This window comes from Mycobacterium canetti CIPT 140010059 (assembly GCF_000253375.1).
Taxonomy (GTDB): domain Bacteria; phylum Actinomycetota; class Actinomycetes; order Mycobacteriales; family Mycobacteriaceae; genus Mycobacterium; species Mycobacterium tuberculosis.
Genome location: NC_015848.1, coordinates 3,486,870 through 3,510,009, shown reverse-complemented (window position 1 = coordinate 3,510,009; position 23,140 = coordinate 3,486,870). Strand labels below are relative to the sequence as shown.

The following is a 23,140-nucleotide window of genomic DNA, read 5'->3' as shown; positions in this document are numbered from 1 at the left end:
AGCCCCGACTGACAGAAGCGGTTCGCATTGGGGACGCCTGAATCATGGATAATCCATGACACTGGGGTGCTGCGCGCGGCGGCGGTGGCTTCACTGCTAGTGGTCTGCTATTGGTTGAGGAGGTCCTCGACGAGGAGCCTCGACCGGTCGGTGATGGTTTCGGCGGGAAAGTAGCGTGCGACAATCTCCCATACGCCGGCCGCGCTGGTGATTCGCAGCCGATCGAGCAGGAGGCGAATGTCTTCGCCGTCACGCACGCCGCGTGCCGCAACGACTTTCATCGCGAGAAGGTGCTGCGCGGGTGTGGCTACGACATGCAGGAATGGGTGATCGAAAACGGGGGCGCCTTCACCTGGTGTGCGGGAGACGTAACCGCTGGCCTGATTGTTGAGCCACGTTCGCGGCCAACCCATTTCGTCAGCGACCTCACGAATCGCTTCGAGCATAGGCCCGTCAGTTGAGAACAACGCGTCGATATCGCGAGTGGTGACACGGGAGTTGTAGGCGAGTAGCATCGCCGCCCCGCCGACAACGTGCACCTGACCGACAACGCCTCTGCGTTCCAGCTTGGCCGCCAGGGCAGTGAACGCCCGCTGGAGCTCGGTTCGGTTGAACACCGGTTCGGGCATGACACACACTCCATCGCTCGTGAGGTCGTGGCGATCTAGGTAAATGCCGCGGCGCCGGAACGGCGCCGGCGTCCACACGGCGGCAAACGCTCGTGCCGACGGGAGGTCGCTGACCCACCAGGCCGTGTCCAGAAACCGTTCGATACTCACCGACCACAAGGGTCCAGGCCGGCCCCAGCGCGCCGAAATGTATTCCGCAGCCGCGGCCAACAAAGCATCGAACCGGTGCTCACCGATCAGCGCGGGCTCGTCAACGATGAGATCGAGCGCGGATGTCCCGGTCTCATCGGCGCCGCGGAGGAACTCGAAGAAAATGCGCAGTCGTGCCCGCTCATCTTCGGTCTCTCCGATCGCGGCACCCGTCTCGGCCATGGTGAACGCTTGTGCGGCCGGCACGAGATGGTTGGCGGATTTGAGGTCGGTGCGCGCACCCTGGCGCAGGGTGACCGCCTTGATCGCCTGCGCGGGGTAGCCGCTGACCCGGTGAATGTGGCGGCTCGACAGGATAGCGCGAGCGCGCGACGCGCTCACGCCCCAATGGCGCGCCGCGCGTTCCACCGTCCACAGATCGCTCGGCCCCATCAGCGTCAACATACGAGCGAACTGCTCGTATGTCAACTGGTGCCGGTCCTTCCCTCCGTTGGTCTGGGAACGGAGCTTTTGCGTGCGGTGGGTATCGAGCCGCGACGCCGCGGCTTGGCGATAGTGTGGGGTCACCGGCGATGAAACTGGTGGTGATACCCTCCCGGCCGAGGATAGTGACCGTCGATGACCGACGTTGATCCGCACGCGACGCGGCGGGACCTGGTCCCGAATATTCCCGCGGAACTGCTTGAGGCTGGATTCGACAATGTCGAGGAGATCGGGCGCGGCGGATTCGGCGTCGTCTACCGCTGCGTCCAGCCCTCGCTGGACCGCGCCGTCGCCGTCAAGGTATTGAGCACCGACCTGGACCGGGACAATCTCGAGCGCTTCCTGCGCGAGCAGCGGGCCATGGGCCGCCTTTCCGGGCACCCGCACATCGTGACCGTCTTGCAGGTGGGCGTGTTGGCGGGTGGGCGGCCCTTCATCGTGATGCCCTACCACGCCAAGAATTCGTTGGAGACGCTGATTCGCCGGCACGGGCCGCTGGACTGGCGCGAGACGCTGTCGATCGGCGTCAAGCTCGCGGGAGCGCTGGAAGCCGCGCATCGCGTCGGCACCCTGCACCGTGACGTGAAGCCGGGGAATATCCTGCTGACCGACTACGGGGAACCGCAGCTGACCGATTTCGGAATCGCCAGAATCGCCGGGGGTTTCGAGACGGCGACCGGGGTGATTGCCGGTTCCCCGGCTTTCACCGCGCCGGAAGTTCTCGAAGGAGCATCGCCGACGCCCGCCTCTGACGTGTACTCCCTGGGCGCGACGTTGTTCTGTGCGCTGACCGGCCATGCCGCCTACGAGCGCCGCAGCGGTGAGCGGGTGATCGCCCAGTTCCTGCGGATCACCTCGCAGCCGATCCCCGACCTGCGGAAGCAGGGACTGCCCGCGGACGTGGCCGCCGCCATCGAAAGGGCGATGGCCCGCCATCCGGCGGATCGTCCCGCGACCGCGGCAGACGTTGGCGAGGAGCTTCGCGACGTTCAGCGCCGCAACGGCGTCAGCGTCGACGAGATGCCCCTCCCCGTCGAGCTGGGCGTGGAACGCCGACGCTCGCCCGAGGCGCACGCGGCGTATCGGCATACCGGCGGCGGCACCCCGACGGTCCCGACGCCTCCGACACCCGCGACCAAGTACCGGCCGTCGGTGCCCACCGGCTCGCTGGTCACCCGCAGCCGGCTCACCGACATCCTGCGCGCCGGCGGACGGCGCCGGCTGATCCTCATCCACGCGCCCTCGGGATTCGGCAAAAGCACCCTGGCGGCGCAATGGCGGGAAGAGCTCTCGCGCGACGGCGCCGCGGTCGCCTGGCTGACAATCGACAACGACGACAACAACGAGGTGTGGTTCTTGTCGCACCTGCTCGAGTCGATCCGGCGGGTCCGGCCCACGCTGGCCGAGTCGTTGGGGCACGTGCTCGAAGAGCATGGGGATGACGCCGGCCGCTACGTGTTGACTTCGCTGATCGACGAAATCCACGAAAACGACGACCGGATCGCGGTGGTGATCGACGACTGGCATCGGGTGTCCGACAGCCGCACCCAAGCTGCCCTGGGTTTCCTGCTGGACAACGGATGTCACCACCTGCAGCTCATCGTGACCAGCTGGTCTCGCGCCGGTTTGCCGGTGGGCAGGTTGCGGATCGGCGACGAACTAGCCGAGATCGATTCGGCTGCTTTGCGCTTCGATACCGACGAGGCCGCCGCGCTGCTGAACGATGCTGGTGGTCTGCGATTGCCGCGCGCAGACGTGCAGGCGCTGACTACCTCTACCGACGGGTGGGCCGCGGCGCTGCGGCTGGCCGCGCTGTCGCTGCGCGGCGGGGGCGACGCGACCCAACTCCTGCGCGGACTTTCCGGCGCCAGTGACGTGATCCACGAATTCCTGAGCGAAAACGTGCTGGACACCCTGGAACCCGAACTGCGCGAATTCCTACTGGTGGCATCGGTCACCGAACGCACGTGCGGCGGGCTGGCCTCGGCGCTGGCCGGGATCACCAATGGGCGGGCGATGCTGGAAGAGGCCGAGCACCGCGGCTTGTTCCTGCAACGGATCGAAGACGACCCGAATTGGTTTCGCTTCCACCAAATGTTCGCCGACTTTCTCCACCGTCGCCTCGAACGTGGCGGGTCGCACCGGGTGGCGGAACTGCACCGCAGGGCATCGGCCTGGTTCGCCGAGAACGGCTACCTGCACGAAGCCGTCGACCATGCACTGGCCGCGGGCGATCCCGCGCGCGCCGTCGATCTTGTCGAGCAGGATGAAACGAACCTGCCGGAGCAGTCAAAGATGACCACACTTCTGGCAATCGTGCAGAAACTGCCGACGTCGATGGTGGTTTCACGGGCCCGGCTCCAACTCGCCATCGCGTGGGCGAACATTCTGCTGCAACGGCCGGCGCCGGCCACCGGTGCCCTGAATCGTTTCGAAACGGCCCTTGGCCGGGCCGAGCTTCCCGAGGCGACGCAGGCGGATCTGCGGGCCGAGGCAGACGTGTTGCGGGCGGTCGCCGAGGTGTTCGCAGACCGGGTCGAGCGCGTGGATGACCTTCTCGCCGAGGCAATGTCGAGACCGGACACCCTGCCCCCGCGAGTCCCCGGGACCGCCGGCAACACCGCGGCGTTGGCCGCGATCTGCCGCTTCGAGTTCGCCGAGGTATATCCACTGCTGGACTGGGCCGCGCCCTACCAGGAAATGATGGGACCGTTCGGCACCGTTTATGCGCAGTGCTTGCGCGGCATGGCGGCCAGGAATCGGCTCGACATTGTCGCTGCGCTACAGAACTTCCGAACGGCGTTCGAGGTCGGCACGGCAGTGGGGGCCCACTCGCACGCGGCGCGGCTTGCGGGTTCGCTGCTCGCCGAATTGCTCTACGAGACCGGCGATCTGGCCGGGGCTGGTCGTCTCATGGACGAGAGCTATCTGCTGGGTTCCGAGGGGGGTGCAGTGGACTACCTGGCCGCCAGGTACGTGATCGGCGCGCGGGTCAAGGCGGCCCAGGGGGATCATGAGGGTGCGGCTGATCGCCTGTCCACCGGAGCCGATACTGCCGTCCAGCTGGGGCTGCCGCGCCTGGCTGCCCGAATCAACAACGAGCGGATCCGGCTGGGCATCGCGCTACCTGCGGCGGTGGCCGCCGATTTGCTGGCACCCCGCACCATCCCCCGCGACAATGGAATCGCCACCATGACAGCCGAACTCGACGAGGACTCCGCGGTTCGGCTGTTGTCCGCCGGCGACTCCGCCGATCGTGACCAAGCCTGCCAACGGGCCGGTGCTCTCGCCGCCGCCATCGACGGTACGCGCAGACCGCTGGCGGCGCTGCAGGCGCAAATACTTCATATCGAAACGCTTGCCGCCACCGGACGGGAATCCGATGCGCGAAACGAACTGGCGCCGGTAGCCACGAAGTGCGCCGAACTCGGGCTGTCACGTCTGCTGGTCGATGCGGGACTGGCCTAACTCGCGGCCGGCCGTATCGTCGTGCAGATCTTGCAGCCACAAGACGATGGGAGCAAGCATGCAATTCGGTGTCCTGACGTTCGTCACCGACGAGGGAATCGGCCCGGCGGAGCTGGGTGCGGCACTCGAGCACCGCGGGTTTGAGTCGCTGTTCCTCGCCGAGCACACCCATATTCCCGTCAACACGCAGAGCCCCTACCCGGGCGGTGGCCCAATTCCGGAGAAGTATTACCGCACCCTGGATCCCTTTGTGGCGTTGGCGGCCGCGGCGGCTACCACCCAGTCACTGGTGTTGGGCACCGGCATCGCGCTGATCCCGGAACGCGATCCGATCGTCACGGCCAAGGAGGTTGCGTCGCTGGATCTGGTGTCGCAGGGACGATTTCGCGTCGGCGTGGGCGTGGGCTGGTTGCGCGAAGAAGTCGCCAACCATGGTGTCGATCCCGCGGTGCGCGGACGCGTGGCAGACGAGCGGCTGCGCGCGATGATCCAGATCTGGACGCAGGAGCAGGCGGAATTCCATGGGACATATGTGGACTTCGATCCGATCTACTGCTGGCCGAAGCCGGTGACAAAGCCCTATCCTCCGCTGTATGTGGGCGGGGGACCGGCGAACTTCCCGCGGATAGCCCGGCTCAATGCCGGGTGGATCGCGATCAGTCCATCACCGGAGCAGCTTTCTCGTCCGCTCGACCGGTTGCGCGCCATGGCCGGGGGCGACGTGCCGGTGACCGTGTGCCAGTGGGGTGAAGCGGCGGCTAAAGACCTTGAGGGATACCGGCATCTAGGGGTGGAGCGGGTTTTGCTGGAGCTGCCGACCGAGCCTCGCGACCCGACGCTTCGATATCTGGACAAGCTTCAGGCCGAGCTAGCGCGGCTGGCGTAGTTGGACGGGTCGCCGTCAGAGGCCAATGATGACGATGACCACGCCGATCACGATGGCCACCGAGAGGGACAACAACAGAAAGCTGACGAATCCCTCCTTGGCGGTTGAGGCTTCGTGGTCGCCGGTCGCGATGGGCGCGAATTTACGGCCCGCTCCCCAGGCCGCCGCGAGCAGGGTCGCCAGCCAGTTGGCGTAGGCGGAGTAAACGATCAGCGCCACCGCGATAACCTGCCATGCCTCGGGCAGATCGATGTGCGGCCAGAGCAGGCCGAGCACGACGAGGAACATCCCGTTGAGGACCCCCTCGAGGTGGCTCGACAGCGCCATGCGCGGGTTCTTCAGTGCCGGGATGACCAATCCGGTAAGCAGGCCGATCAGGAACAGGGCCAACCCGATGGTGAATAGCAGCTTCTGCAATTAGCGCACGAACCTTCCCAACACTCGCCGCACCAAACCGTTGGATGCCCCGCTCGGCGGCAGTCGATGAGCATACGGCCACGGTTGGTTGCGTTCCGGTACCGATACCGCACGTTGCTGTTTGAGCAGCATCCGCAGATGCTGTCGCAGCTCGTGCAGTTGTGGGTCGGTCCACCGGTTGTATGCCTCGATGGGATCGGCGGTCAGGTCGTAGAGCTCCCACTGGTCGTCCAGTGGATCGGTGCGATAGGCGTCGCCGCCCATGCCGTTGGTGGCCAGGTGACGCACACCGGGTTCGGTCCAGGTGGCCGGGTCGTCGAAGGTACGCACCAGTTTCCACAGGTGCCCGGCACCACCGGCGGCGTCGGTGTCATCGACCCGTACGACTAATCCCTCGAAGTTGGCGGCGACGTGGGCGGGCACCTTGATGCGCAGCGGTGCAGGCGGATTCACGATACGGCCCAGTTGCCGCGACAGCAGGGACGCGCCGGTGTCGCCTTCGAGCACGTTGTCACGCGTCATCAGGTAGATGGCCCGACCCTCGTCGGCCGAAGCCCCGTCCACGACCGGCATCAGGTCACGACCGGGCAGCGGATGCACCTCGGAGAACGATTCGGCCAGGGCCGCGGCCACCACGTCTACGTCCACGCCGGCCGCGCTAAGCAGCGTCGGCACCAAGTCGACATGCGAGGTGGGCGCCGAGACCGTGCGCGGTTGGGTTGCCTTCTCGCCGATGCGGGCAATGACGAACGGCACCCTGGTTGCCTCGTCATAGAGGTTGAACCACTTCTGGTGCAGTCCGCCATGCGCCCCGAGCAGATCGCCATGGTCGGAGGTGCGCACCAGCATGGCATCCTCGGATCCGCCCTCGGTGACCGCGCGGCGCACCCGGTCGATCGGCCCGTCGACCTCGGCGTGCAGGCGGTAGTAGAGGTCCCGGTAGCGCTGCGCGTTGCGGGCATAGTTGCGGCTGACCATACGCGTTAGGCCGTATCCGGAGTAGTACGCCTCCCGGTAGGCGACCTGCGCGGCCGGCTTGGTCGACAGGTCCTCGTCGGCGGTCGGCGCCGCCGGTACGTGTGGCGGGTCCAGTGGGGAGGGCTTTAGCGGGCTGCGCCACACCCATGCCGGGAACAGCACGATGTCGTGCGGGTTGACGAAGCTGGCCACCAGCAAGAACGGGCGCATCGCGGCGGTGTCACCGGCGCGCCGCCGGGCGTAGCGCTCGGTCAGCCACGCGACGACACGATCGGCGACCAGCGGGTCGCGACGAAAACCGCTGTTGGCCAACCCCGCCCCATGGGGCTCGGGGCCCACCCACCCGGAGAAGCCGTATGGCCCGAGCGGGTCGGCGTCGAGGTAACGCCGCACCGCGGCCGAGTCGACGACGCCCTCGTTGTCGTTGGTGGCCAGTGGTGCACCGGTCGCGGGGTCTTCCAGATCGGCGTGCGAGATGTGCCACTTGCCGTCGTAGTGAGTGTCATACCCGGCCGCGCGAAACCAGTTACCCAACGTCGGCACCTCGCCGGCCCGTAGCCAGCGCAGCCGCGAATCATCGAATCGCTTGCCGATGCCGTCGGTCTGGGTGACGCCGTGCAGATCCGGATATTGGCCGGTGAAAATCGTCGGGCGGCTGGGCACGCACGCCAGCGAACCGGTGTAGTGCCGAGTGAAACTGATCCCGTGCTCGTCGAACCAACGGCGGCCGGTCAAGCTGCGTTGACGCCAGGCGAGCACCTCGGCCGACTCGTACGGCGGCACCGCACGTTCCTCGTCGGTCATCACGATGATGATGTCGGGACGGTTAGCCATGTTTGTCCTCCAATCGTTGTGCCAGCCCGGCGAGCATCGTGTTGGACCGCTTGGCCATGGCGCGGCCGACGACAAGTTCGGCCAGACGCGCCAGCGGGTTGCCGCCGATTTCGATCGTGCTGGTCAAGGTGACCACCGTCACCGCGCCTACAGGATCGGCCGGCCGTAGTGTCCAGCGGTTGGTGACTTTGCGCAGCCGGGCGGGCAGGCCCTCGATGCGGTAGGCCAGTGTCGTGGGTGGGTCGAACTCGATGACACGCTCCACCAGCGTGTTGCGGCCGACCTGCACGCGGCGGGTGCTGCCTAGAGCTCCGCCGTCGGGACCGTGGTTCAAGACGCAGGAGTGGTCGACGCCCTCGACCCATGAACTCAAGGAACCAAAGTCGGCCAGGACGTCCCAGATGGTTTGCTGCCGGGCCGCTATCGTCCGGCTGCGGCGAGTGTCGGACACCACGCCATCCAACACCATGGACGTGGGTTTTGCGGGGCATCCTGCCAATCCGATTTGCGACGTCGCTACGGTTTAAGGAGAACAATGTCGACATCGACTGAGCGAAGAGACACTAGATGACCTCAATGTATGAACAGGTCGATACCAACACGGCGGATCCGGTGGCCGGGTCTCGTATCGATCCGGTTCTCGCGCGGAGTTGGTTACTGGTCAACGGCGCGCACGGCGACCGGTTCGAGTCCGCCGCGCACTCACGCGCCGACATCGTCGTGCTCGATATCGAGGACGCGGTCGCTCCCAAAGACAAGCATGCCGCCCGGGACAACGCCGTGCGTTGGTTTGGTGACGGAAACGCTGACTGGGTGCGCATCAACGGCTTCGGCACACCTTGGTGGGCGGACGATCTAGCGATGTTGGCCGATAGCCCCGTTGGCGGAGTGATGCTGGCGATGGTCGAATCGGTGGACCATGTCACCGAGACCGCGAAACGACTACCTAACGTGCCGATCGTTGCACTGGTCGAAACGGCGCGGGGTCTGGAGCGCATCAACGAGATTGCTGCGGCCAAGGGCACCTTCCGGCTCGCCTTCGGTATCGGCGACTTTCGCCGGGACACCGGCTTTGGCGAAGACCCGGCAACATTGGCCTACGCGCGGTCGCGCTTTACCATCGCGGCCCGGGCCGCCGGTCTGCCCAGCGCGATCGACGGGCCGACCATCGGCTCCAACGCGCTCAAGCTGATCGAGGCCACGGCCGTCTCCGCCGAGTTTGGCATGACCGGCAAGATCTGCCTTTCGCCGGACCAATGTCCGGTGGTGAATGAGGGGCTATCCCCGTCGCAGGACGAAATCGTCTGGGCGAAGGAATTTTTCGCTGAGTTCGCCCGCGACGGGGGCGAGATCCGCAACGGGTCTGACCTGCCGCGCATTGCCCGGGCCACCAAGATCCTCGATCTGGCCCGCGCCTACGGCATCGAAGTGTCCGACTTCGAGGACGAACCGGTTCACATGCCGGCTCCGACTGACACCTACCACTACTAGGCGGCGTATCGAGCGAGCGCGATGCCGATTCGGACCTCGAGTTCGCTGACGGTGACCGCAGGCAGGTGCGGCGGGGCGCCGGACCGGTGTCGACTGCCTGTCGGGGTAATGAATTCGGCTGTGTGCGTGTGATTTTCGTCGACACTTGTGCTGACCCGCCAGCCGGGGGCTTGTTTGGCGTAGTTGCAGCGTTCGCAGGTCCCAAGCCCGTTGTGCGCGCTGGTCGGGCCGCCGTCGGCCCAGGGGTGGGCATGGTCGCGGTGTCGGATCGGCGCGTCACAGTAGGGGGTGCGGCAACGCTGATCGCGCAGCTCGATGAAGGCGGCCAGACCGCGGGGAAACAGCCGCGCCCGTGATTCCATCGACACCAGCGCCCCGGCCTGAGGATGAGCGTAGAGCCTGCGCAGGGTGGCCCGCGATCTCTGGTCGGTGACGGCGCTAGCGACCATGGTCCGTGCCACGGCCGCAGGAATGGGACCGTAGCCGCACAGCTGCGCCGGTGTGTTGGCCGCACCCAGCAGCGTTTCATCCGACATGACCAGGTTGACCGCGATCGGGGTCGGGACCGCCGTGTCGCGGCCGGTGACCCGTTCGACCAGGGTGTCGGCCATGACTTGGCCGCGGGAGCGCCCGTCGCAGCGGGTGTCTGCCGCTCGGGTCAGCGCCGCATACACCGACACGCCTTGGGCGACTGGCAACAGGGCGGTCAGATACGTCATGGTGTCCGGTGCCGGCCGAATGGTGACCGTGCGGTCATTTTCAGCGTTGGCCGCCCGGTCGACGACGGCCTGCGGGTCCAGCCGATAGGCGATCGCCCTGGCGGCCGCGACCACCCGCGCATCGCCCATCCCCTCCAAGTCGCCGGGGTCGCCACATAACTCGGCATCTAATGCGCGCCGGTCCGCGACATCCAGGCATGCGCTTTCGCGCACGATCAGGGTGGCCCGCCACTCCGAGAGGGCGCCGCAGTCCAGGGCGGCCAGCGTGTGTGGCATCTCGTAAACCAAGGCCTTGGCAAACCCCAGATGCCGGCTGCCCCGGGCTGGTGAATCTCGTCGAGCCAGGGCAATCTCACTGGCCAGCCCACGTCCACGGCGCGCAGCCGGCACCCCGGCAGCTCCTTCGGCGGCTCTGCGGGCGGCGTCCACAGCGGCCGCCGCCCGCGCCTGGCCAGCCGCGGCTGCCGACTTAAGCCGCTCCAGCTCGGCGATTCGCTCGATCAACGCCGCTTCCTCGGCATCCGGGTCGATCGCGGTCAATGTATCGAACATGTGTTCGAGAATAGCAGCCTGCACAGACCGGGACAACTGGTGGCGCCGGTGGCTGTGGATAAGCCCCCGCGGTAACGGCTATACGCTGGCACAATGGTGCGCGAGACACGGGTGCGGGTGGCCCGCGTCTATGAAGACATCGATCCCGACGACGGCCAGCGTGTCCTGGTCGATCGCATCTGGCCGCACGGAATCCGCAAGGATGACCAGCGGGTGGGCATCTGGTGCAAGACGTCGCACCATCCAAAGAGCTGCGCGAGTGGTACCACCACCAGCCGGAGCGGTTTGACGAATTCGCGTCGCGCTACCAGGAGGAGCTGCACGACAGCGCGGCACTAGCCGAGCTGCGCAAGCTGACCGGGCGCAGCGTTGTGACCCCGGTGACCGCGACGCGCCACGTGGCACGCAGCCATGCGGCCGTCTTGGCGCAGTTGCTCAACGGCCGCTAATGCCAATTGGCCTGTGTGAGACGCTCGTGCGATGCGACTGGGACTGCACGCGCTGGAATAGGTGCCGGCGCCGACCCGGCGGTCGTCGATGCCGTCGCGGTTGCGGCGGACGACTGTGGCTTCGCCACCTTGTGGGTCGGCGAACATGTCGTGATGGTGGACCGGCCCGCGTCGTGTTATCCCTACTCCCGCGACGGCGTCATCGCGGTTCCGGCACAGGCGGATTGGCTTGACCCGATGATCGCGTTGAGTTTCGCCGCTGCCACCTCGTCGCGGGTGGACGTCGCGACGGGCGTGCTACTGCTGCCTGAGCACAACCCGGTGATAGTGGCCAAAGAAGCGGCGAGCCTGGATCGGTTGAGTGGTAGGCGGCTGACACTAGGCGTGGCGTCGGATGGTCCAAGGAGGAGTTCGACACGCTCGGAGTGCCATTCGAGCGGCGCGCAGAGCGCACCGCCGAATACGTCGCTGCAATGCGAGGCAATCCCCTGTAACCGTAGAGACTTGTTTGTAGGGATTTGATCTTGATAGGAGCCGGGCGCCGTGGCGGGTCTGGTGGGCAGGGCTGCTGCTCCTGCCCGTGCCGCTGTGCGGGAAGGGGCCGTAGAGGCTCCGGGGTCAAGGGCGGGCCGTAGGCCCGTCGCGTAGCGATCGCGGTAGCGACCCTTGAGGCCGGAGGGGCGGCCCCGTAGCCTGCCGCGGCGCTCGGCGGGCAGGACAGCGGCGGCGAAGCCGTCTCCTTCTGGGTTCATGCCGCCCGTTTCTGGGCGTGCTGTTCACCGGCTGGTTGCTCACTCCGTTGTTGACCACAGGCGCGTTCGTAGTCGACGGGGCTGAGCATGCCGTTCGTGGAATGCCGACGTTCAACGTTATACTCGTCGATCCAGGCGGCGACCGCGTGACGTGCCTCTTCACGTGTGTGGAAGTGGTTGTTGCGCAACAATTCCCATTCCAGGGTCGAGTTGAACGATTCCGCGGCCGCGTTGTCGAGAGCCGACCCGGTACGCCCCATCGATTGGGTGACGCGAGCGGATCGGCAAGCGCTGGCGAACAGTTCGCCGGTGTATTCACCGCCCTGGTCGGTGTGGAAAATGACCCCGGCCACCGACCCGCCGCGCACCGCAATGGCCATGCACAGCGCCGCCCGCGCCAGCGCGGCGTCATGGTGCACCCCCATGGCGAACCCGGGCACCCGCCGCGAATGCAGGTCAATTACTGAGGCGAGGTGCAGTTTGCCCTCATCGGTGGGGATTTCGGTCAGATCGCCCACCCAGGCGAGGTTGGGGTGGTCGCGCGGGGAAAAGTCTCGGCCCAGCAGATCGGGGGCCTTACGCGCGGATTTGTCCGGTTTCGTGGTGCCGTGCCGGCGGCGTTTGCGCCGCGCTACCAGACCCTGCTCGCGCATCAGCGCCGCGACGGTGTTCACCGACACCCGCCACCCCATATCCCGTAGGTCAGCGGTAATCCGCGGTGATCCGTAGGTCCGCTTGTGCTTGGCGAACAGATACCCGATGGTGGCCGCCAACGCTTTTCGCCGTGCACGCCGTGGTGAACCATCGCTATGGCACCACTTGTAAAACCATGCCTGCGACACGCCCAGCGCGCGGCACGACACCGCGTGCGGGATACCGTGTTCTACCCTCTGAGTGGCGATTACAGCGGCCAGGCCTACCGATGCATCGCTTCCTTGACCCAGAGGGCGACCGAGCGTTTGAGAACATCGCGCTCCATCGCCAGCTCCGCATTCTCCGCACGCAACCGCTTGAGTTCCTCGCGTTCGCTCTCGCAAAGCCGCCCGTCACCACCGTCTCGGGCGCGCTCATCCTGCCTGACCCAGCTACCCAGGGTGCCGTCACTGATCCCGAGCTCACGAGCAACCTGCGCGATCGGTTTGCCGGTCTCCCGAACGATCCGGACGGCGCCTTCCTTGAACTGGGCATCGAACTTCCGCCGTGCCTCCATCGCCTAACCTCCTCATGGCGATGTCTCCACGATAAGAGGGGAAGCCCATGCGCACATTATGGCGCGACGACGTCGCATCGTTCGACGGCAACAGTCGGGTCGTGATCGTGGCGAACTGCGGCTGGCCGTGGCCCTGGCTAATCCTCAGGTTGGTGATGTCGATGTGCTCGCGAACTGGGCGTTGACGAGTTGGTGTTGGTCGAGGTGCCACCGGATAATCCTGAGGTCGTAGCGGGCTGGGTATCGGCGCTGGCCGACAAATGGATGTTCGCATCGCGGGTTGGGTAAGCGTCCCCGACGTGGGATCTGACCAATCTGGCGGCTGGCACTCAGTAGTCGTAGCGCGCCAGTGGGGTTTCACCGGTCTTTTGCGTGCCATCCCGTGACCCGGTGAGTGACACGGCCGCAGGGACCATCTCACTGGTTACCAGCCCGTGCCAGTTCGTCAGCTCATCGACGATGTCGAAGCTGCGCGCGATAGCCTGGGGTGTGTCGACGATGATCGTGGTCACCGGCACCCTACGCACCAGCTGAAATAGCTTGTCCCCATGGGGTTTATGGTCGCCGTAAAAGCCCCAGATGCCGCGCAGCGCGGTAGCGCCCCGCGCCGTTTCGGACTGCATCAGTCGATGGACAAGCGCTCGGTGGATCGGCAGCCCCTCATGATGGGTTGCTTCGGCGGTGTGAACCATGAGCTTTTGCCACAGGGTGCGTCCCTGGTCATCGGTCTGCGGCAGCTGTTGGGGGCGGGCGAACAACTCGCCGTCGCGCTTGCACAGCCGCACCCGTTCGATGGTCAGCAGCGGGTTAGGCAGTGCTGCGGTGAGTTCCATTGCGGCCACGGCAACCTGTGCAGGCGTTCCGACGGCAATGATCATCAGTGGAACATTGACGTTGCGGCCGAAGAACCGGGCCCGGCGGCGCCGACCGTGTGCCGTGCCGTCGACGCCGAGCAGCACTGTGGCACCTGCGAATCCATGTCGATGCAAAAGCTCGCAGATGGTGTAGTAGGCCGGCGCCCCGGCAACCCGCACCTGGCGGCCGGCGTAGATGGTGAGCTTGGCGGCATCTCCGTTTCGGCTGTCGATGTCGCCGAATTCCTCGGCGCCGCTGTGCCGGGTGACCAGTCGCGCCCGTTCCAGGGTCACCAGGCCGCGGTCGGTCATCGCTGTGACGTCGTCGACCAGGGAGCGGATTTTCGATTCGATGTCGACGGCGGCGACGGTCACCGGCGGGTCCTCGGACAGGCTCAGCGATTGATCGCAGCGAAACTCGTGCTTTGGCCCGAAACTGGTGGTACCGCGCAGCATCACGCTGGTCGCGACGTTATGGGAGCCGAACAGATCCAGCATCGCATCGGCCAGAAACCTCCCCGCCCCGCCGACAGCGCGTTGCCGCTCGCCGAAATACGCGGTCAGCTTCAGGCATTGCTCGTTCATATCTGGGCGATCCACTGACCGAGTAGCGCCGCGGCTAGACCGAGCACAACGCTGACGACGATATTGGCCAATGCCGAAACCATCTGGCGGTCCTCTCCCAACCGTTGGGTTTCTAGCATCCAGGTGGAAAAGGTGGTGTAGGCGCCGACGAACCCCGTGCCGGCCAGCAAGGCTGCGTCTTTCGGCAACGCCAGGCCGGCCAGAAACCCCAGCAGCGCGGCTCCGGTGATGTTCACCGTCAGTGTGCCGTAGGGAAAAGTCCGGGCCAGCCGGCGGGCCACCGAGCGATCGACCAGAAAACGCAACACGGACCCAATACCGCCGATGAGCATCACGCCGATCCAGATTGCCACCGTCAGGGCCGTCGAGGCCGTCATCGGCGTATCCGCACTCGGCGTACCAAGACCGTGGCCAGGTGCACCGCCAGCAATCCGAGGGTGATGCTGACGACGGAGTAGGCAGCGGCCAAACCCCAATGACCGTGTTCGATCATGCTGATCGTCTCGACCTGCATCGTCGAGAAAGTGGTCAGTCCGCCGCACAATCCGGTGCCGAGCAATGGGCGTCGATAACTCGACAGGGGCAATCGCTCCAGCAGCCGGGTGGTGAAATAACCCACCAGGAAGGCGCCGACGACGTTGACCGTGAACGTCGGCCATGGCCACCGGGCTGGGTCGGGGATGGCGAGTGCGCTCAGCGCTGCTCGGGCCAGCGCACCCAACGCTCCGCCGGCGAAAACCGCAGCCAACTCGCGATAATCGTGGTTTGGCACTGGTCGATCCCTCTCGGTGTGCTAATGCTGCGCTTCGCACTGTAGGGCCTGTGGGCAGAATTGGTAGCCATGGTGGCCCACCCACGAGCCGGTCAACCGGCCCAGCCCGAAGACCTCGTCGACCTGCCCCATCTGGTGACTGCGTACTACTCGATCGAACCCGATCCCGACGACCTCGCTCAACAGGTCGCTTTCGGCACCTCAGGGCACCGGGGCTCAGCCCTGACCGGAACGTTCAACGAACTACATATCCTGGCCATCACCCAGGCTATCGTCGAATACCGCGCCGCCCAGGGGACCACCGGGCCGCTGTTCATCGGCCGTGACACCCATGGCCTTTCGGAACCGGCATGGGTATCGGCGCTGGAGGTACTCGCCGCCAATCAGGTGGTGGCCGTCGTCGACTCCCGCGACCGCTACACGCCGACGCCGGCAATCAGCCACGCCATCTTGACCTACAACCGCGGCCGGACCGAAGCGCTGGCCGACGGGATCGTTGTGACGCCGTCGCACAACCCGCCGTCCGACGGCGGCATCAAGTACAACCCACCCAACGGTGGCCCGGCGGACACCGCTGCGACCACCGCAATAGCCAAGCGTGCCAACGAGATTCTGCTCGCTCGGTCGATGGTGAAGCGGTTGCCGCTGGCCCGCGCGTTACGCACCGCCCAGCGACACGACTACCTGGGCCACTATGTCGATGACCTGCCGAACGTGGTCGATATCGCCGCCATTCGCGAGGCCGGGGTGCGGATCGGCGCCGACCCGCTCGGCGGGGCCAGCGTGGATTACTGGGGTGAGATCGCCCACCGGCATGGCCTAGACCTGACCGTGGTCAATCCGCTGGTCGACGCAACCTGGCGGTTCATGACCCTGGACACCGACGGGAAGATCCGGATGGACTGCAGTTCACCGGATGCGATGGCTGGGCTCATCCGAACGATGTTCGGCAACCGGGAGCGCTACCAGATCGCCACCGGCAACGACGCCGACGCCGACCGACACGGCATAGTCACCCCTGACGAAGGGCTGCTGAATCCTAACCACTATCTGGCCGTGGCCATCGAATATCTCTACACCCACCGCCCGTCCTGGCCGGCCGGCATCGCCGTGGGCAAGACGGTGGTCAGCTCGTCGATCATCGACCGGGTGGTCGCCGGGATCGGCCGTCAACTCGTTGAGGTACCGGTCGGATTCAAATGGTTCGTCGACGGTCTGATCGGCGCCACCTTGGGCTTCGGCGGCGAGGAATCGGCGGGGGCATCATTTCTGCGACGGGACGGATCGGTATGGACCACCGACAAGGACGGCATCATCATGGCGCTGCTGGCCGCCGAGATCCTGGCGGTCACCGGGGCTACGCCGTCGCAGCGATATCACGCGCTGGCCGGCGAGTACGGTGGGCCGTGCTATGCGCGGATCGACGCGCCCGCCGATCGGGAGCAGAAAGCCCGCCTGGCCAGGCTGTCGGCCGACCGGGTGAGCGCCACCGAGTTGGCCGGTGAGCCGATCACCGCAAAGCTGACGACCGCGCCCGGCAACGGTGCTGCGCTGGGCGGATTGAAGGTGACGACGGCCAATGCGTGGTTTGCCGCGCGTCCGTCGGGCACCGAGGACGTCTACAAGATCTACGCGGAGTCCTTCCGTGGACCGCAACATCTGGTCGAGGTGCAGCAGACCGCCCGCGAAGTGGTCGATCGGGTCATCGGGTGAGGCTCGCTGACCTGGGGCTTTGAACGCTTTCCGGCGGTGGTGTAGCTTCGATGGGCATCACTTCATGGGGCTATGGCGCAGCTGGTAGCGCACCACACTGGCAGTGTGGGGGTCAGGGGTTCGAGTCCCCTTAGCTCCACTCAGGATCCCGGTGGCAGCACAGCGTCGTACTTCGGACAATACGTGCGAATCGAGACGGCCACGTAAGCGGTTGTCCGGTCGCCAAGTGCAGGGCTGCTACTCTGCAATGCCTCGACCACCTGCTGCACGGTCATGCCGCCGCCGAGATTGGTGCAGACCATCTTGCCGTTGTAGACGGCGGCATCGGGGTTGGTGAACGAGATGCCGCGATCGTGCAGGTTGCCAAGAAAGACGCTGTCCAGGTCTGGGCTTTGCAGCGTTGACGGCGGGGCGGCGGTGGGCGCGGACCGTGTTGTTAGCCCCGCAGGGGGTGGTGTCGCGGCCGCCCCAGGCTGGTCCGGGTGCCGGTGCGCTAACGTGAACCACCCTAGGAGGATGGCCGCGCCTATCCCGACGCCGACCGTCAGCAATGCTGCGGCGCTTCCCCAGACGACCCGCCAGGACTGGTATTCGGCGGTTACTTCGTATTCGCGGGCGGTGTCAATCTCAGGTGCCGCACCGGTGGTGGGAGCCGCTGCGGTGTCAGTCGGGGGTTCGTCCCGCATGGGCAGATTGTCCCACTTCGCGCTGTTCCGGGCCGTCCGCAACCAGCCTGGCGATGGCATCGGTGAGCTCATCGGTGCTCAGCGGGGTACCGGTGATAAGCGCGTGCAGCGTAGCGCCGTCGAAAAACACGGTGACCGCGTTGGCGGCTCGTCGACCGATGCGCGGTTCGAGCAGCGCGAGTAGACCATCTGGCCACAGCCGGGCCAAGCGCTGCAGTTCCGGTCGATGAGCTGCCGCCATGTACAACTCGTTGAGCGTGCGATAGCGGTCCTGGTCGGCCAGGTAGACGGTGGTGAGCCGGGCCAGGGTCGCGGCCAGGTCGCGGTCCTTGTCGAGGTCGCTGCGCCACTGCGCCAACAGGTCGGCCGAGGCGTTTGCGGCGTGCGCGAGCGCGGCTTCCCGCAGCGCGTCGAGGTCATTGAAGTAGTAGGTCGTCGACCCGACCGGTACATTGGCCTCCGCGGCAACCCTGCGGTGGCTCAGCCCGCCAAGGCCCTGGCGAGCGATCACGCGCTCGGCCGCCTCGACGATCGCCTGCCGGCGACCGGCTGGGTCGCGTGGACGGCGGTCGGAGCCTGCGGTCAATGGGCACCCGCCAGGTTCAACGTGACCACGCCGACGACAATCAGGCCGACGCCAACCACCTTCATCACAGATATCGGCGAGCCGAGAAACAGTACGGCGACCAGCACAATGGCGGCCGTACCGATTGCCGACCACAGCGCATAGGCGACGTCCGTCTGCATGCCGTGCGAGATCGACAAGGCCAGCAGCGCGAAAGCGATGCCATAACCCACTAGACAGCCCACCGTGGGCCACAACCGAGTGAACCCTTCCGTGCTTTTGAGCAGGCTGGTTGCCACCACTTCCGCGAAGATCGCGCACAAGAGGTATAGGTAGATCAAGACCCCTCCTTTGTGTACATTTGTACATGTACAAATGTACACAAAGGAGGCTCGTGCGTCCACACGTGAGTAGACACACCGGTGGGAGACAAAATCCGCCCAGCGTTCGCGCGGTCGATCCCCGTAACGTCGTGTCATGGTGAAAGATCTCGACCGTCGGCTCGCCGGCTGTTTGCCGGCTGTGCTGAGCCTCTTTCGGTTGGTATACGGGCTGCTGTTCGCCGGCTACGGATCGATGATCCTTTTCGGCTGGCCCGTCACCTCGGCTCAACCCGTCGAATTTGGATCCTGGCCCGGCTGGTATGCCGGGGTCATCGAGTTGGTGGCAGGTCTGCTGATCGCAACCGGGCTGTTTACCCGCGCTGTGGCGTTCGTTGCCTCGGGCGAAATGGCGGTCGCCTACTTCTGGATGCATCAACCGTATGCACTGTGGCCGATCGGCGGTCCACCGGACGGCAATGGCGGAACTCCGGCGGCCATGAGTCCCCGAGCGAACCGATAACGTCTCTTGGTCGCCCTCTCCGCCGGCTGCCGCGAATCGCGGGTTGGCCCCACGCCTACTCGCCGTCTGATTGCGGCGCCGGTACCACTGCAGCGGGAGGGCTAGTCGGGCGCCGCGACGGAAGCCGAGGCCGGCGCGCCCAAACGTCGTTGCAACTTTCGCTCTGCGGCTGTAGGAATCAGGCCAGCGGGCGCGAACAACGTCGACGGCGCCGGATCGTCCTCGGCCAACGGTATGCCGCGGCCGCGAATTGTCTTCAGCGCCACTATGACTCCGGCGACAACAACCAGCACGACGACCACCACGAAGACGATCGACAGGGTGCCCTGGACGAATGTGTTCCGGACGACGTCGTTGATCTCATCGGCGTTGGTGGCCGAGCCGAACGCGGTCTCGCCTGCGTGCTGGGCTGCCGTGTAGTGAGCATGCTGAGTCCAGTAGCCGACAGAAGGATCAGCGGAGAAGATCTTCTGCCACGATGCGGTCAGGGTGACCGCCAGATCCCACAGCAGTGGAATACCCGGTATCCAAGCCCACTTCAGTCGCCCCTTCTTGATGACGACGACGGTAATGACGGTCAGCGCAATTCCGGCAAGCAACTGGTTGGCAATGCCGAACAGCGGGAACAGCGTGTTGATGCCGCCCAGCGGATCGGTCACACCGAGCAGCAGGATGCTGCCCCACGCCGCGACGACCACCAAACTGCAAGCCCACGCACCGGGACGCCAGCTCGGATTCTGCAGTTTGCGCAGCACACCGCCAAAGTTGCCCAGCGCATCGGAGATCATGAAGCGCGCGGCCCTGGTGCCGGCGTCGACGGTGGTGAGGATGAACAGAGCCTCAAACATGATCGCGAAGTGATACCAGAACGCCTTGAGGCCCACACCGCCGACCACTCGATGCAGCATCTCCGCCATGCCGAACGCCAGCGTCGGCGCACCGCCGGTGCGCGACACGATCGTCTGTTCGCCGACGCTGGCGGCGGCCTGGCTGATGTGGTCTGGGGTCACCGGTGAGCCCGTCAAACCGAGCCCGTTGACGTACTTGGCGGCGGTGGCTGCGCTGTCGTGGGTATGCAGGGACGGCGCGTTGAGGGTGAAGTATAGGTGCTGGTCGAGGATCGCCGCGGTGAGTAGTGCTATGACGGCGACGAAGGACTCGGTCATCATGCCGCCGTAGCCGATCACGCGCATCTGGCCTTCCTTCTCCAGCATCTTCGGCGTCGTGCCCGAGCAGATGAGCGCGTGGAATCCAGACAGCGCCCCGCACGCGATGGTGATGAACAGGAATGGAAACAGTGAGCCGGCGAACACCGGGCCGTTGCCGCTACCGGCGAATTTCGACACCGCAGGGGCCTCGATGATCGGGTGAGCCGCACAAACACCTATCGCGAGCAACGCGATGGTGCCGACCTTCATGAACGTTGACAGGTAGTCGCGTGGCGCGAGCAGCAGCCACACCGGCAGCACCGAGGCTGCGAAGCCATAGCTGATGAGAAGCCAACACAGTGTCACCGGTGACAAGCTGAACCACGCTGCGCCCCAGGAGGTATGGGCAACCCAATCACCGGAGACAACGGCGAGCAGCAGCAGTCCGATCCCGATCAATGAAACTTCCGACACCCGCCCGGGACGTATGAACCGCAAGTAGCAGCCCATGAAGATGGCGATGGGGATGGTCATGGCGATCGAGAACACGCCCCACGGGCTCTTGGCCAGCGCCCGCACGACCACCAGCGCCAGCACCGCGATCACAATGGTGATAATGACCGGGATTCCAACGAGGGCGGCCACTCCGGCGGTGGCGCCGAGTTCGTCGCGAACCATCTGACCCAGGGAGCGGCCACGCCGCCGCACGGAGATCCACAACACCAGGTAGTCCTGGACACATCCGGCCAGCACCGCGCCGACGACAATCCAGATGCTGCTGGGTAAGTAACCCATCTGGGTGGCCAGTACTGGTCCGACAAGCGGCCCGGCACCGGCGATGGCGGCGAAGTGGTGTCCGAATACCACCCGCCGGTCGGTGGGCACGTAGTCGGTGCCGTCGTCGAGGATTTCGGCCGGGGTGGCGTGATCGTCGCGGGGACGGACGACTTTCATTTCGATCAGCCGCGCATAAAACCGGAACCCGATGATGTAGGTGCAGCCCGCTGCGACCACGATCCAGACCGCGTTGACCGGCTCGTTGCGGAAGAACGCGACGACGGTCCAGGCGAGAGCGCCGATCACGGCAACGGCCACGAAGAAGATCTTGTGCCGAAGCGTGATGGGGGAGCGACCGAGGATGGCCACGGGTGGCAGGTCGGCATCGGTGCGGACGTAGCTGGCGTGTCCGGAGCGTTCTTCGATCCGATTCGACGGGGTCGGCGCTGCCACCGTCACCTCCCTCAATCACGGGTGCGATCTCCGTTGATCCTTGCAGCTGCTTGTCCCGCCCGCTTGGGCGGCGAGCGTGAATCTGGCGACGCCCAGCCGGCGTGTCCCGTCGCAGGAGTCACTCTGGCCGTGCGATCAGTAGAGCGCGCGCACGGCATCGATGGTGTCGGCCTCGGCCGGGTCCTTGTCGGCGCGGTAGCGCACCACGCGGGCAAACCGCAATGCCAGCCCGCCCGGGTAGCGCGACGACCTTTGCACGCCGTCGAGGGCTACCTCGACCACCTGCTCGGGCCTAAGTTGGACGACGTAGCCGTCTGTCGGACCCACCGCGATCTCGTGAAACCTGGTGGTCTGCCAGTCCAGCATGGCGTCGGTCATTCCTTTGAAGGTCTTGCCCACCATCACGAATCCACCGGTAGCCGGATCGCGTGCGCCCAGGTGAATATTGGAGAGCTTGCCGCGCCGGCGTCCCGAGCCCCATTCCACCGCGAGCACCACCAAGTCGAGTGTGTGCACCGGCTTGACCTTCAGCCAGCCCGCTCCGCGGCGACCCGCAAGGTAACGAGCGGCCGGTGCCTTGGCCATCACCCCCTCGTGGCCGGCGGCCAGCGTCGCATCCAGGAAGTTGGCCGCGTCCGTTGGATCGGACGTGATCAGCCGGTCCACGCGGTGCCGAGCCGGCACCAGTGCGTCCAGGGCGGCCAGCCGCTCGGTGGTCGGCGCTTCGAGCAAGTCGGTACCATCCCGATGCAGGATGTCGAAGAAGAACACCGAAAGTGGCTGCGTCGCGCGGGCCCCAGCAACATCGACCGATCGGCCGAACCGTGATGCGGTGACCTGGAAGCGCTGCGGCCGGTTGTCCGGGCACAGCGCGATCGCCTCGCCGTCGGCCACTAGATCCCGGACCGGCAGTGCCAGTGTTGCCTCCACCACCTCGGGCAGCCGGGCAGTGACGTCGTCCAGGCTTCGGGTGTAGATCCTGACCTGGTCGTTTGCCCGGTGGATCTGCACTCGCGCGCCGTCTAGTTTAGCCTCGAAAATGGTTGTGCCGCCGTGACGTTCGAGTGCATCATGGACGCTGGTCGCGGTCTGTGCCAGCATCGGGCCTATCGGTCGGCCCACTCGCAGGGTGAAGGTGTCCAGCGCCGCGCCGGACAGGCCGGCCGCCGCCGCTGCCGCCAGGTTGCCGCCTAGCATCGCGGCGCGTTGGACCGTCGCGGCCGGGAGCCCGGCGGCCTGGGCGACCGCATCGGCCATGATCCCGCCCTTTGCGCCCTGGCGCAGTTCACCGCCGAGCAGTCGCAACAAAAAGGTTTGCTCAGCTTCGGTTGCGGCGGAGAACAATTCCGCAACGAGTGCCGCGCGCTGCGCCTGAGACCCTTTGCCCGATAGAGTGCCGATCTTAGCGAGGGTGGCGTCGACACCGGTGACGGTCAACGCCGGTTGCGGCGCGGGCGGCGGTAGGGACCGCAATGCCGCCCACCCGACACCGATATGGCGTTGCGGCAGCTCGCCGGAGAGCCACGACACGATGATCGTGATCAGCTGTGTGTCTGGCGCGGCGCGGTGCAACAGGGCGGCGATGCGCGCGACCTTGGTCAGCCGCGACGAGGTGGCGGCCACGTCCATTGAGGTGATGGCCACGTCGTGAAGGAGCACGGTTCAGCTTGGCATGTCTCGCCGACATCGTTGGCGAGGGCAGGCTGGCGTGCCCGAGCAAGCCGTG

The 23,140-nt window shown here is 65.9% G+C and carries 19 protein-coding genes, 1 tRNA gene and 3 pseudogenes; 8 read left to right on the top strand and 15 right to left on the bottom strand.

The window, feature by feature from the left end; genetic code table 11:
• Positions 1 to 107 precede the first annotated feature (107 nt).
• Complete coding sequence (locus MCAN_RS16345) at positions 108 to 1,346, bottom strand: nucleotidyltransferase (protein ID WP_014001570.1); 1,239 nt, start codon at positions 1,344 to 1,346, stop codon at positions 108 to 110.
• A 51-nt stretch (positions 1,347 to 1,397) separates the two neighbouring features.
• On the opposite strand from MCAN_RS16345, the gene pknK reads away from it, so the two are divergent.
• Both pknK and MCAN_RS16335 read left to right on the top strand, forming a co-directional pair.
• Entirely contained in the window at positions 1,398 to 4,730 is a 3,333-nt protein-coding gene (gene pknK / locus MCAN_RS16340; protein ID WP_014001569.1) for a serine/threonine protein kinase PknK, read from the top strand.
• A gap of 58 nt (positions 4,731 to 4,788) precedes the next feature.
• The gene (locus tag MCAN_RS16335; protein WP_014001568.1) at positions 4,789 to 5,616 is read left to right on the top strand and encodes an LLM class F420-dependent oxidoreductase; all 828 of its coding nucleotides are present in this window, start codon (positions 4,789 to 4,791) and stop codon (positions 5,614 to 5,616) included.
• A gap of 15 nt (positions 5,617 to 5,631) precedes the next feature.
• Here MCAN_RS16335 and MCAN_RS16330 read toward each other — a convergent pair whose 3' ends face one another.
• The 3 genes from MCAN_RS16330 to MCAN_RS16320 are packed head-to-tail and all read right to left on the bottom strand — an operon-like array spanning position 5,632 to position 8,314.
• Positions 5,632 to 6,033, bottom strand: coding sequence for a hypothetical protein (locus MCAN_RS16330; RefSeq protein ID WP_014001567.1), 402 nt, complete (start codon positions 6,031 to 6,033; stop codon positions 5,632 to 5,634).
• The gene (locus tag MCAN_RS16325) at positions 6,034 to 7,845 is read right to left on the bottom strand and encodes a sulfatase-like hydrolase/transferase (protein WP_003901535.1); all 1,812 of its coding nucleotides are present in this window, start codon (positions 7,843 to 7,845) and stop codon (positions 6,034 to 6,036) included.
• A complete protein-coding gene (locus MCAN_RS16320; RefSeq protein WP_003416053.1) occupies positions 7,838 to 8,314 on the bottom strand; it encodes an SRPBCC family protein in 477 nt (158 codons plus the stop codon). Before MCAN_RS16320 ends, MCAN_RS16325 begins: the two co-directional genes overlap by 8 nt.
• Positions 8,315 to 8,421: 107 nt before the next feature.
• Between MCAN_RS16320 and MCAN_RS16315 the strand changes: the two genes are divergently transcribed.
• Positions 8,422 to 9,336 carry an HpcH/HpaI aldolase/citrate lyase family protein gene (locus MCAN_RS16315; protein WP_003912070.1) on the top strand — a complete coding sequence of 305 codons (915 nt, stop codon included), beginning with the start codon at positions 8,422 to 8,424 and terminating at the stop codon, positions 9,334 to 9,336.
• On the opposite strand, the gene MCAN_RS16310 is transcribed toward MCAN_RS16315, so the two are convergent.
• A complete protein-coding gene (locus MCAN_RS16310; protein WP_014001566.1) occupies positions 9,333 to 10,607 on the bottom strand; it encodes an HNH endonuclease in 1,275 nt (424 codons plus the stop codon). The two genes, MCAN_RS16315 and MCAN_RS16310, sit on opposite strands and share 4 nt — an antisense overlap.
• Before the next feature lie 93 nt (positions 10,608 to 10,700).
• Between MCAN_RS16310 and MCAN_RS16305 the strand changes: the two are divergent.
• Together MCAN_RS16305 and MCAN_RS16300 are read left to right on the top strand one after the other, a co-directional pair.
• Positions 10,701 to 11,056: pseudogene (locus MCAN_RS16305) on the top strand (DUF488 domain-containing protein).
• A gap of 31 nt (positions 11,057 to 11,087) precedes the next feature.
• Positions 11,088 to 11,535, top strand: a pseudogene (locus MCAN_RS16300) (LLM class flavin-dependent oxidoreductase); the annotation flags it as partial.
• A gap of 269 nt (positions 11,536 to 11,804) precedes the next feature.
• Here MCAN_RS16300 and MCAN_RS16295 read toward each other — a convergent pair.
• The 5 genes from MCAN_RS16295 to crcB (MCAN_RS16275) all read right to left on the bottom strand — a co-directional run bounded on the left by MCAN_RS16295 (position 11,805) and on the right by crcB (MCAN_RS16275) (position 15,229).
• Positions 11,805 to 12,710 carry an IS3 family transposase gene (locus MCAN_RS16295; protein ID WP_309509548.1) on the bottom strand — a complete coding sequence of 302 codons (906 nt, stop codon included), beginning with the start codon at positions 12,708 to 12,710 and terminating at the stop codon, positions 11,805 to 11,807.
• A gap of 14 nt (positions 12,711 to 12,724) precedes the next feature.
• The gene (locus tag MCAN_RS16290) at positions 12,725 to 13,018 is read right to left on the bottom strand and encodes a transposase (protein ID WP_015287736.1); all 294 of its coding nucleotides are present in this window, start codon (positions 13,016 to 13,018) and stop codon (positions 12,725 to 12,727) included.
• Positions 13,019 to 13,347: 329 nt separating this feature from the next.
• Complete coding sequence (locus tag MCAN_RS16285; RefSeq protein ID WP_003901532.1) at positions 13,348 to 14,457, bottom strand: DUF190 domain-containing protein; 1,110 nt, start codon at positions 14,455 to 14,457, stop codon at positions 13,348 to 13,350.
• A complete protein-coding gene (crcB, locus tag MCAN_RS16280) occupies positions 14,454 to 14,834 on the bottom strand; it encodes a fluoride efflux transporter CrcB (RefSeq protein WP_003416046.1) in 381 nt (126 codons plus the stop codon). The genes MCAN_RS16285 and crcB (MCAN_RS16280) overlap by 4 nt, the downstream gene beginning before the upstream one ends.
• Positions 14,831 to 15,229 carry a fluoride efflux transporter CrcB gene (gene crcB / locus MCAN_RS16275; RefSeq protein WP_003416045.1) on the bottom strand — a complete coding sequence of 133 codons (399 nt, stop codon included), beginning with the start codon at positions 15,227 to 15,229 and terminating at the stop codon, positions 14,831 to 14,833. Before crcB (MCAN_RS16275) ends, crcB (MCAN_RS16280) begins: the two co-directional genes overlap by 4 nt.
• A gap of 69 nt (positions 15,230 to 15,298) precedes the next feature.
• Between crcB (MCAN_RS16275) and pgm the strand changes: the two genes are divergently transcribed.
• Both pgm and MCAN_RS16265 read left to right on the top strand, forming a co-directional pair.
• The gene (gene pgm / locus MCAN_RS16270; RefSeq protein ID WP_014001564.1) at positions 15,299 to 16,942 is read left to right on the top strand and encodes a phosphoglucomutase (alpha-D-glucose-1,6-bisphosphate-dependent); all 1,644 of its coding nucleotides are present in this window, start codon (positions 15,299 to 15,301) and stop codon (positions 16,940 to 16,942) included.
• 66 nt (positions 16,943 to 17,008) lie between these two features.
• Positions 17,009 to 17,081: transfer RNA gene (locus MCAN_RS16265), tRNA-Ala, on the top strand.
• A 1-nt stretch (position 17,082) separates the two neighbouring features.
• Here the strand turns inward: MCAN_RS16265 and MCAN_RS16260 are convergent.
• Genes MCAN_RS16260 through mmr form a run of 3 tightly spaced genes read right to left on the bottom strand, consistent with a single transcriptional unit; the run spans position 17,083 to position 18,534 of the window.
• Positions 17,083 to 17,628 carry a DUF732 domain-containing protein gene (locus MCAN_RS16260; RefSeq protein ID WP_003917120.1) on the bottom strand — a complete coding sequence of 182 codons (546 nt, stop codon included), beginning with the start codon at positions 17,626 to 17,628 and terminating at the stop codon, positions 17,083 to 17,085.
• The gene (locus tag MCAN_RS16255) at positions 17,606 to 18,214 is read right to left on the bottom strand and encodes a TetR/AcrR family transcriptional regulator (protein ID WP_003416005.1); all 609 of its coding nucleotides are present in this window, start codon (positions 18,212 to 18,214) and stop codon (positions 17,606 to 17,608) included. The genes MCAN_RS16260 and MCAN_RS16255 overlap by 23 nt, the downstream gene beginning before the upstream one ends.
• Positions 18,211 to 18,534, bottom strand: coding sequence for a multidrug efflux SMR transporter Mmr (mmr, locus tag MCAN_RS16250; RefSeq protein ID WP_003415995.1), 324 nt, complete (start codon positions 18,532 to 18,534; stop codon positions 18,211 to 18,213). Before mmr ends, MCAN_RS16255 begins: the two co-directional genes overlap by 4 nt.
• Positions 18,535 to 18,670: 136 nt before the next feature.
• Between mmr and MCAN_RS16245 the strand changes: the two are divergent.
• Positions 18,671 to 19,015: pseudogene (locus tag MCAN_RS16245) on the top strand (DoxX family protein); the annotation flags it as partial.
• Between the two features lie 122 nt (positions 19,016 to 19,137).
• Here MCAN_RS16245 and MCAN_RS16240 read toward each other — a convergent pair.
• Together MCAN_RS16240 and MCAN_RS16235 are read right to left on the bottom strand one after the other, a co-directional pair.
• Positions 19,138 to 21,414 carry a carbon starvation CstA family protein gene (locus tag MCAN_RS16240; RefSeq protein ID WP_014001563.1) on the bottom strand — a complete coding sequence of 759 codons (2,277 nt, stop codon included), beginning with the start codon at positions 21,412 to 21,414 and terminating at the stop codon, positions 19,138 to 19,140.
• Between the two features lie 135 nt (positions 21,415 to 21,549).
• On the bottom strand, positions 21,550 to 23,073 hold the full coding sequence (locus MCAN_RS16235) for an ATP-dependent DNA ligase (RefSeq protein ID WP_014001562.1): 1,524 nt from the start codon (positions 23,071 to 23,073) through the stop codon (positions 21,550 to 21,552).
• Positions 23,074 to 23,140: the final 67 nt, after the last annotated feature.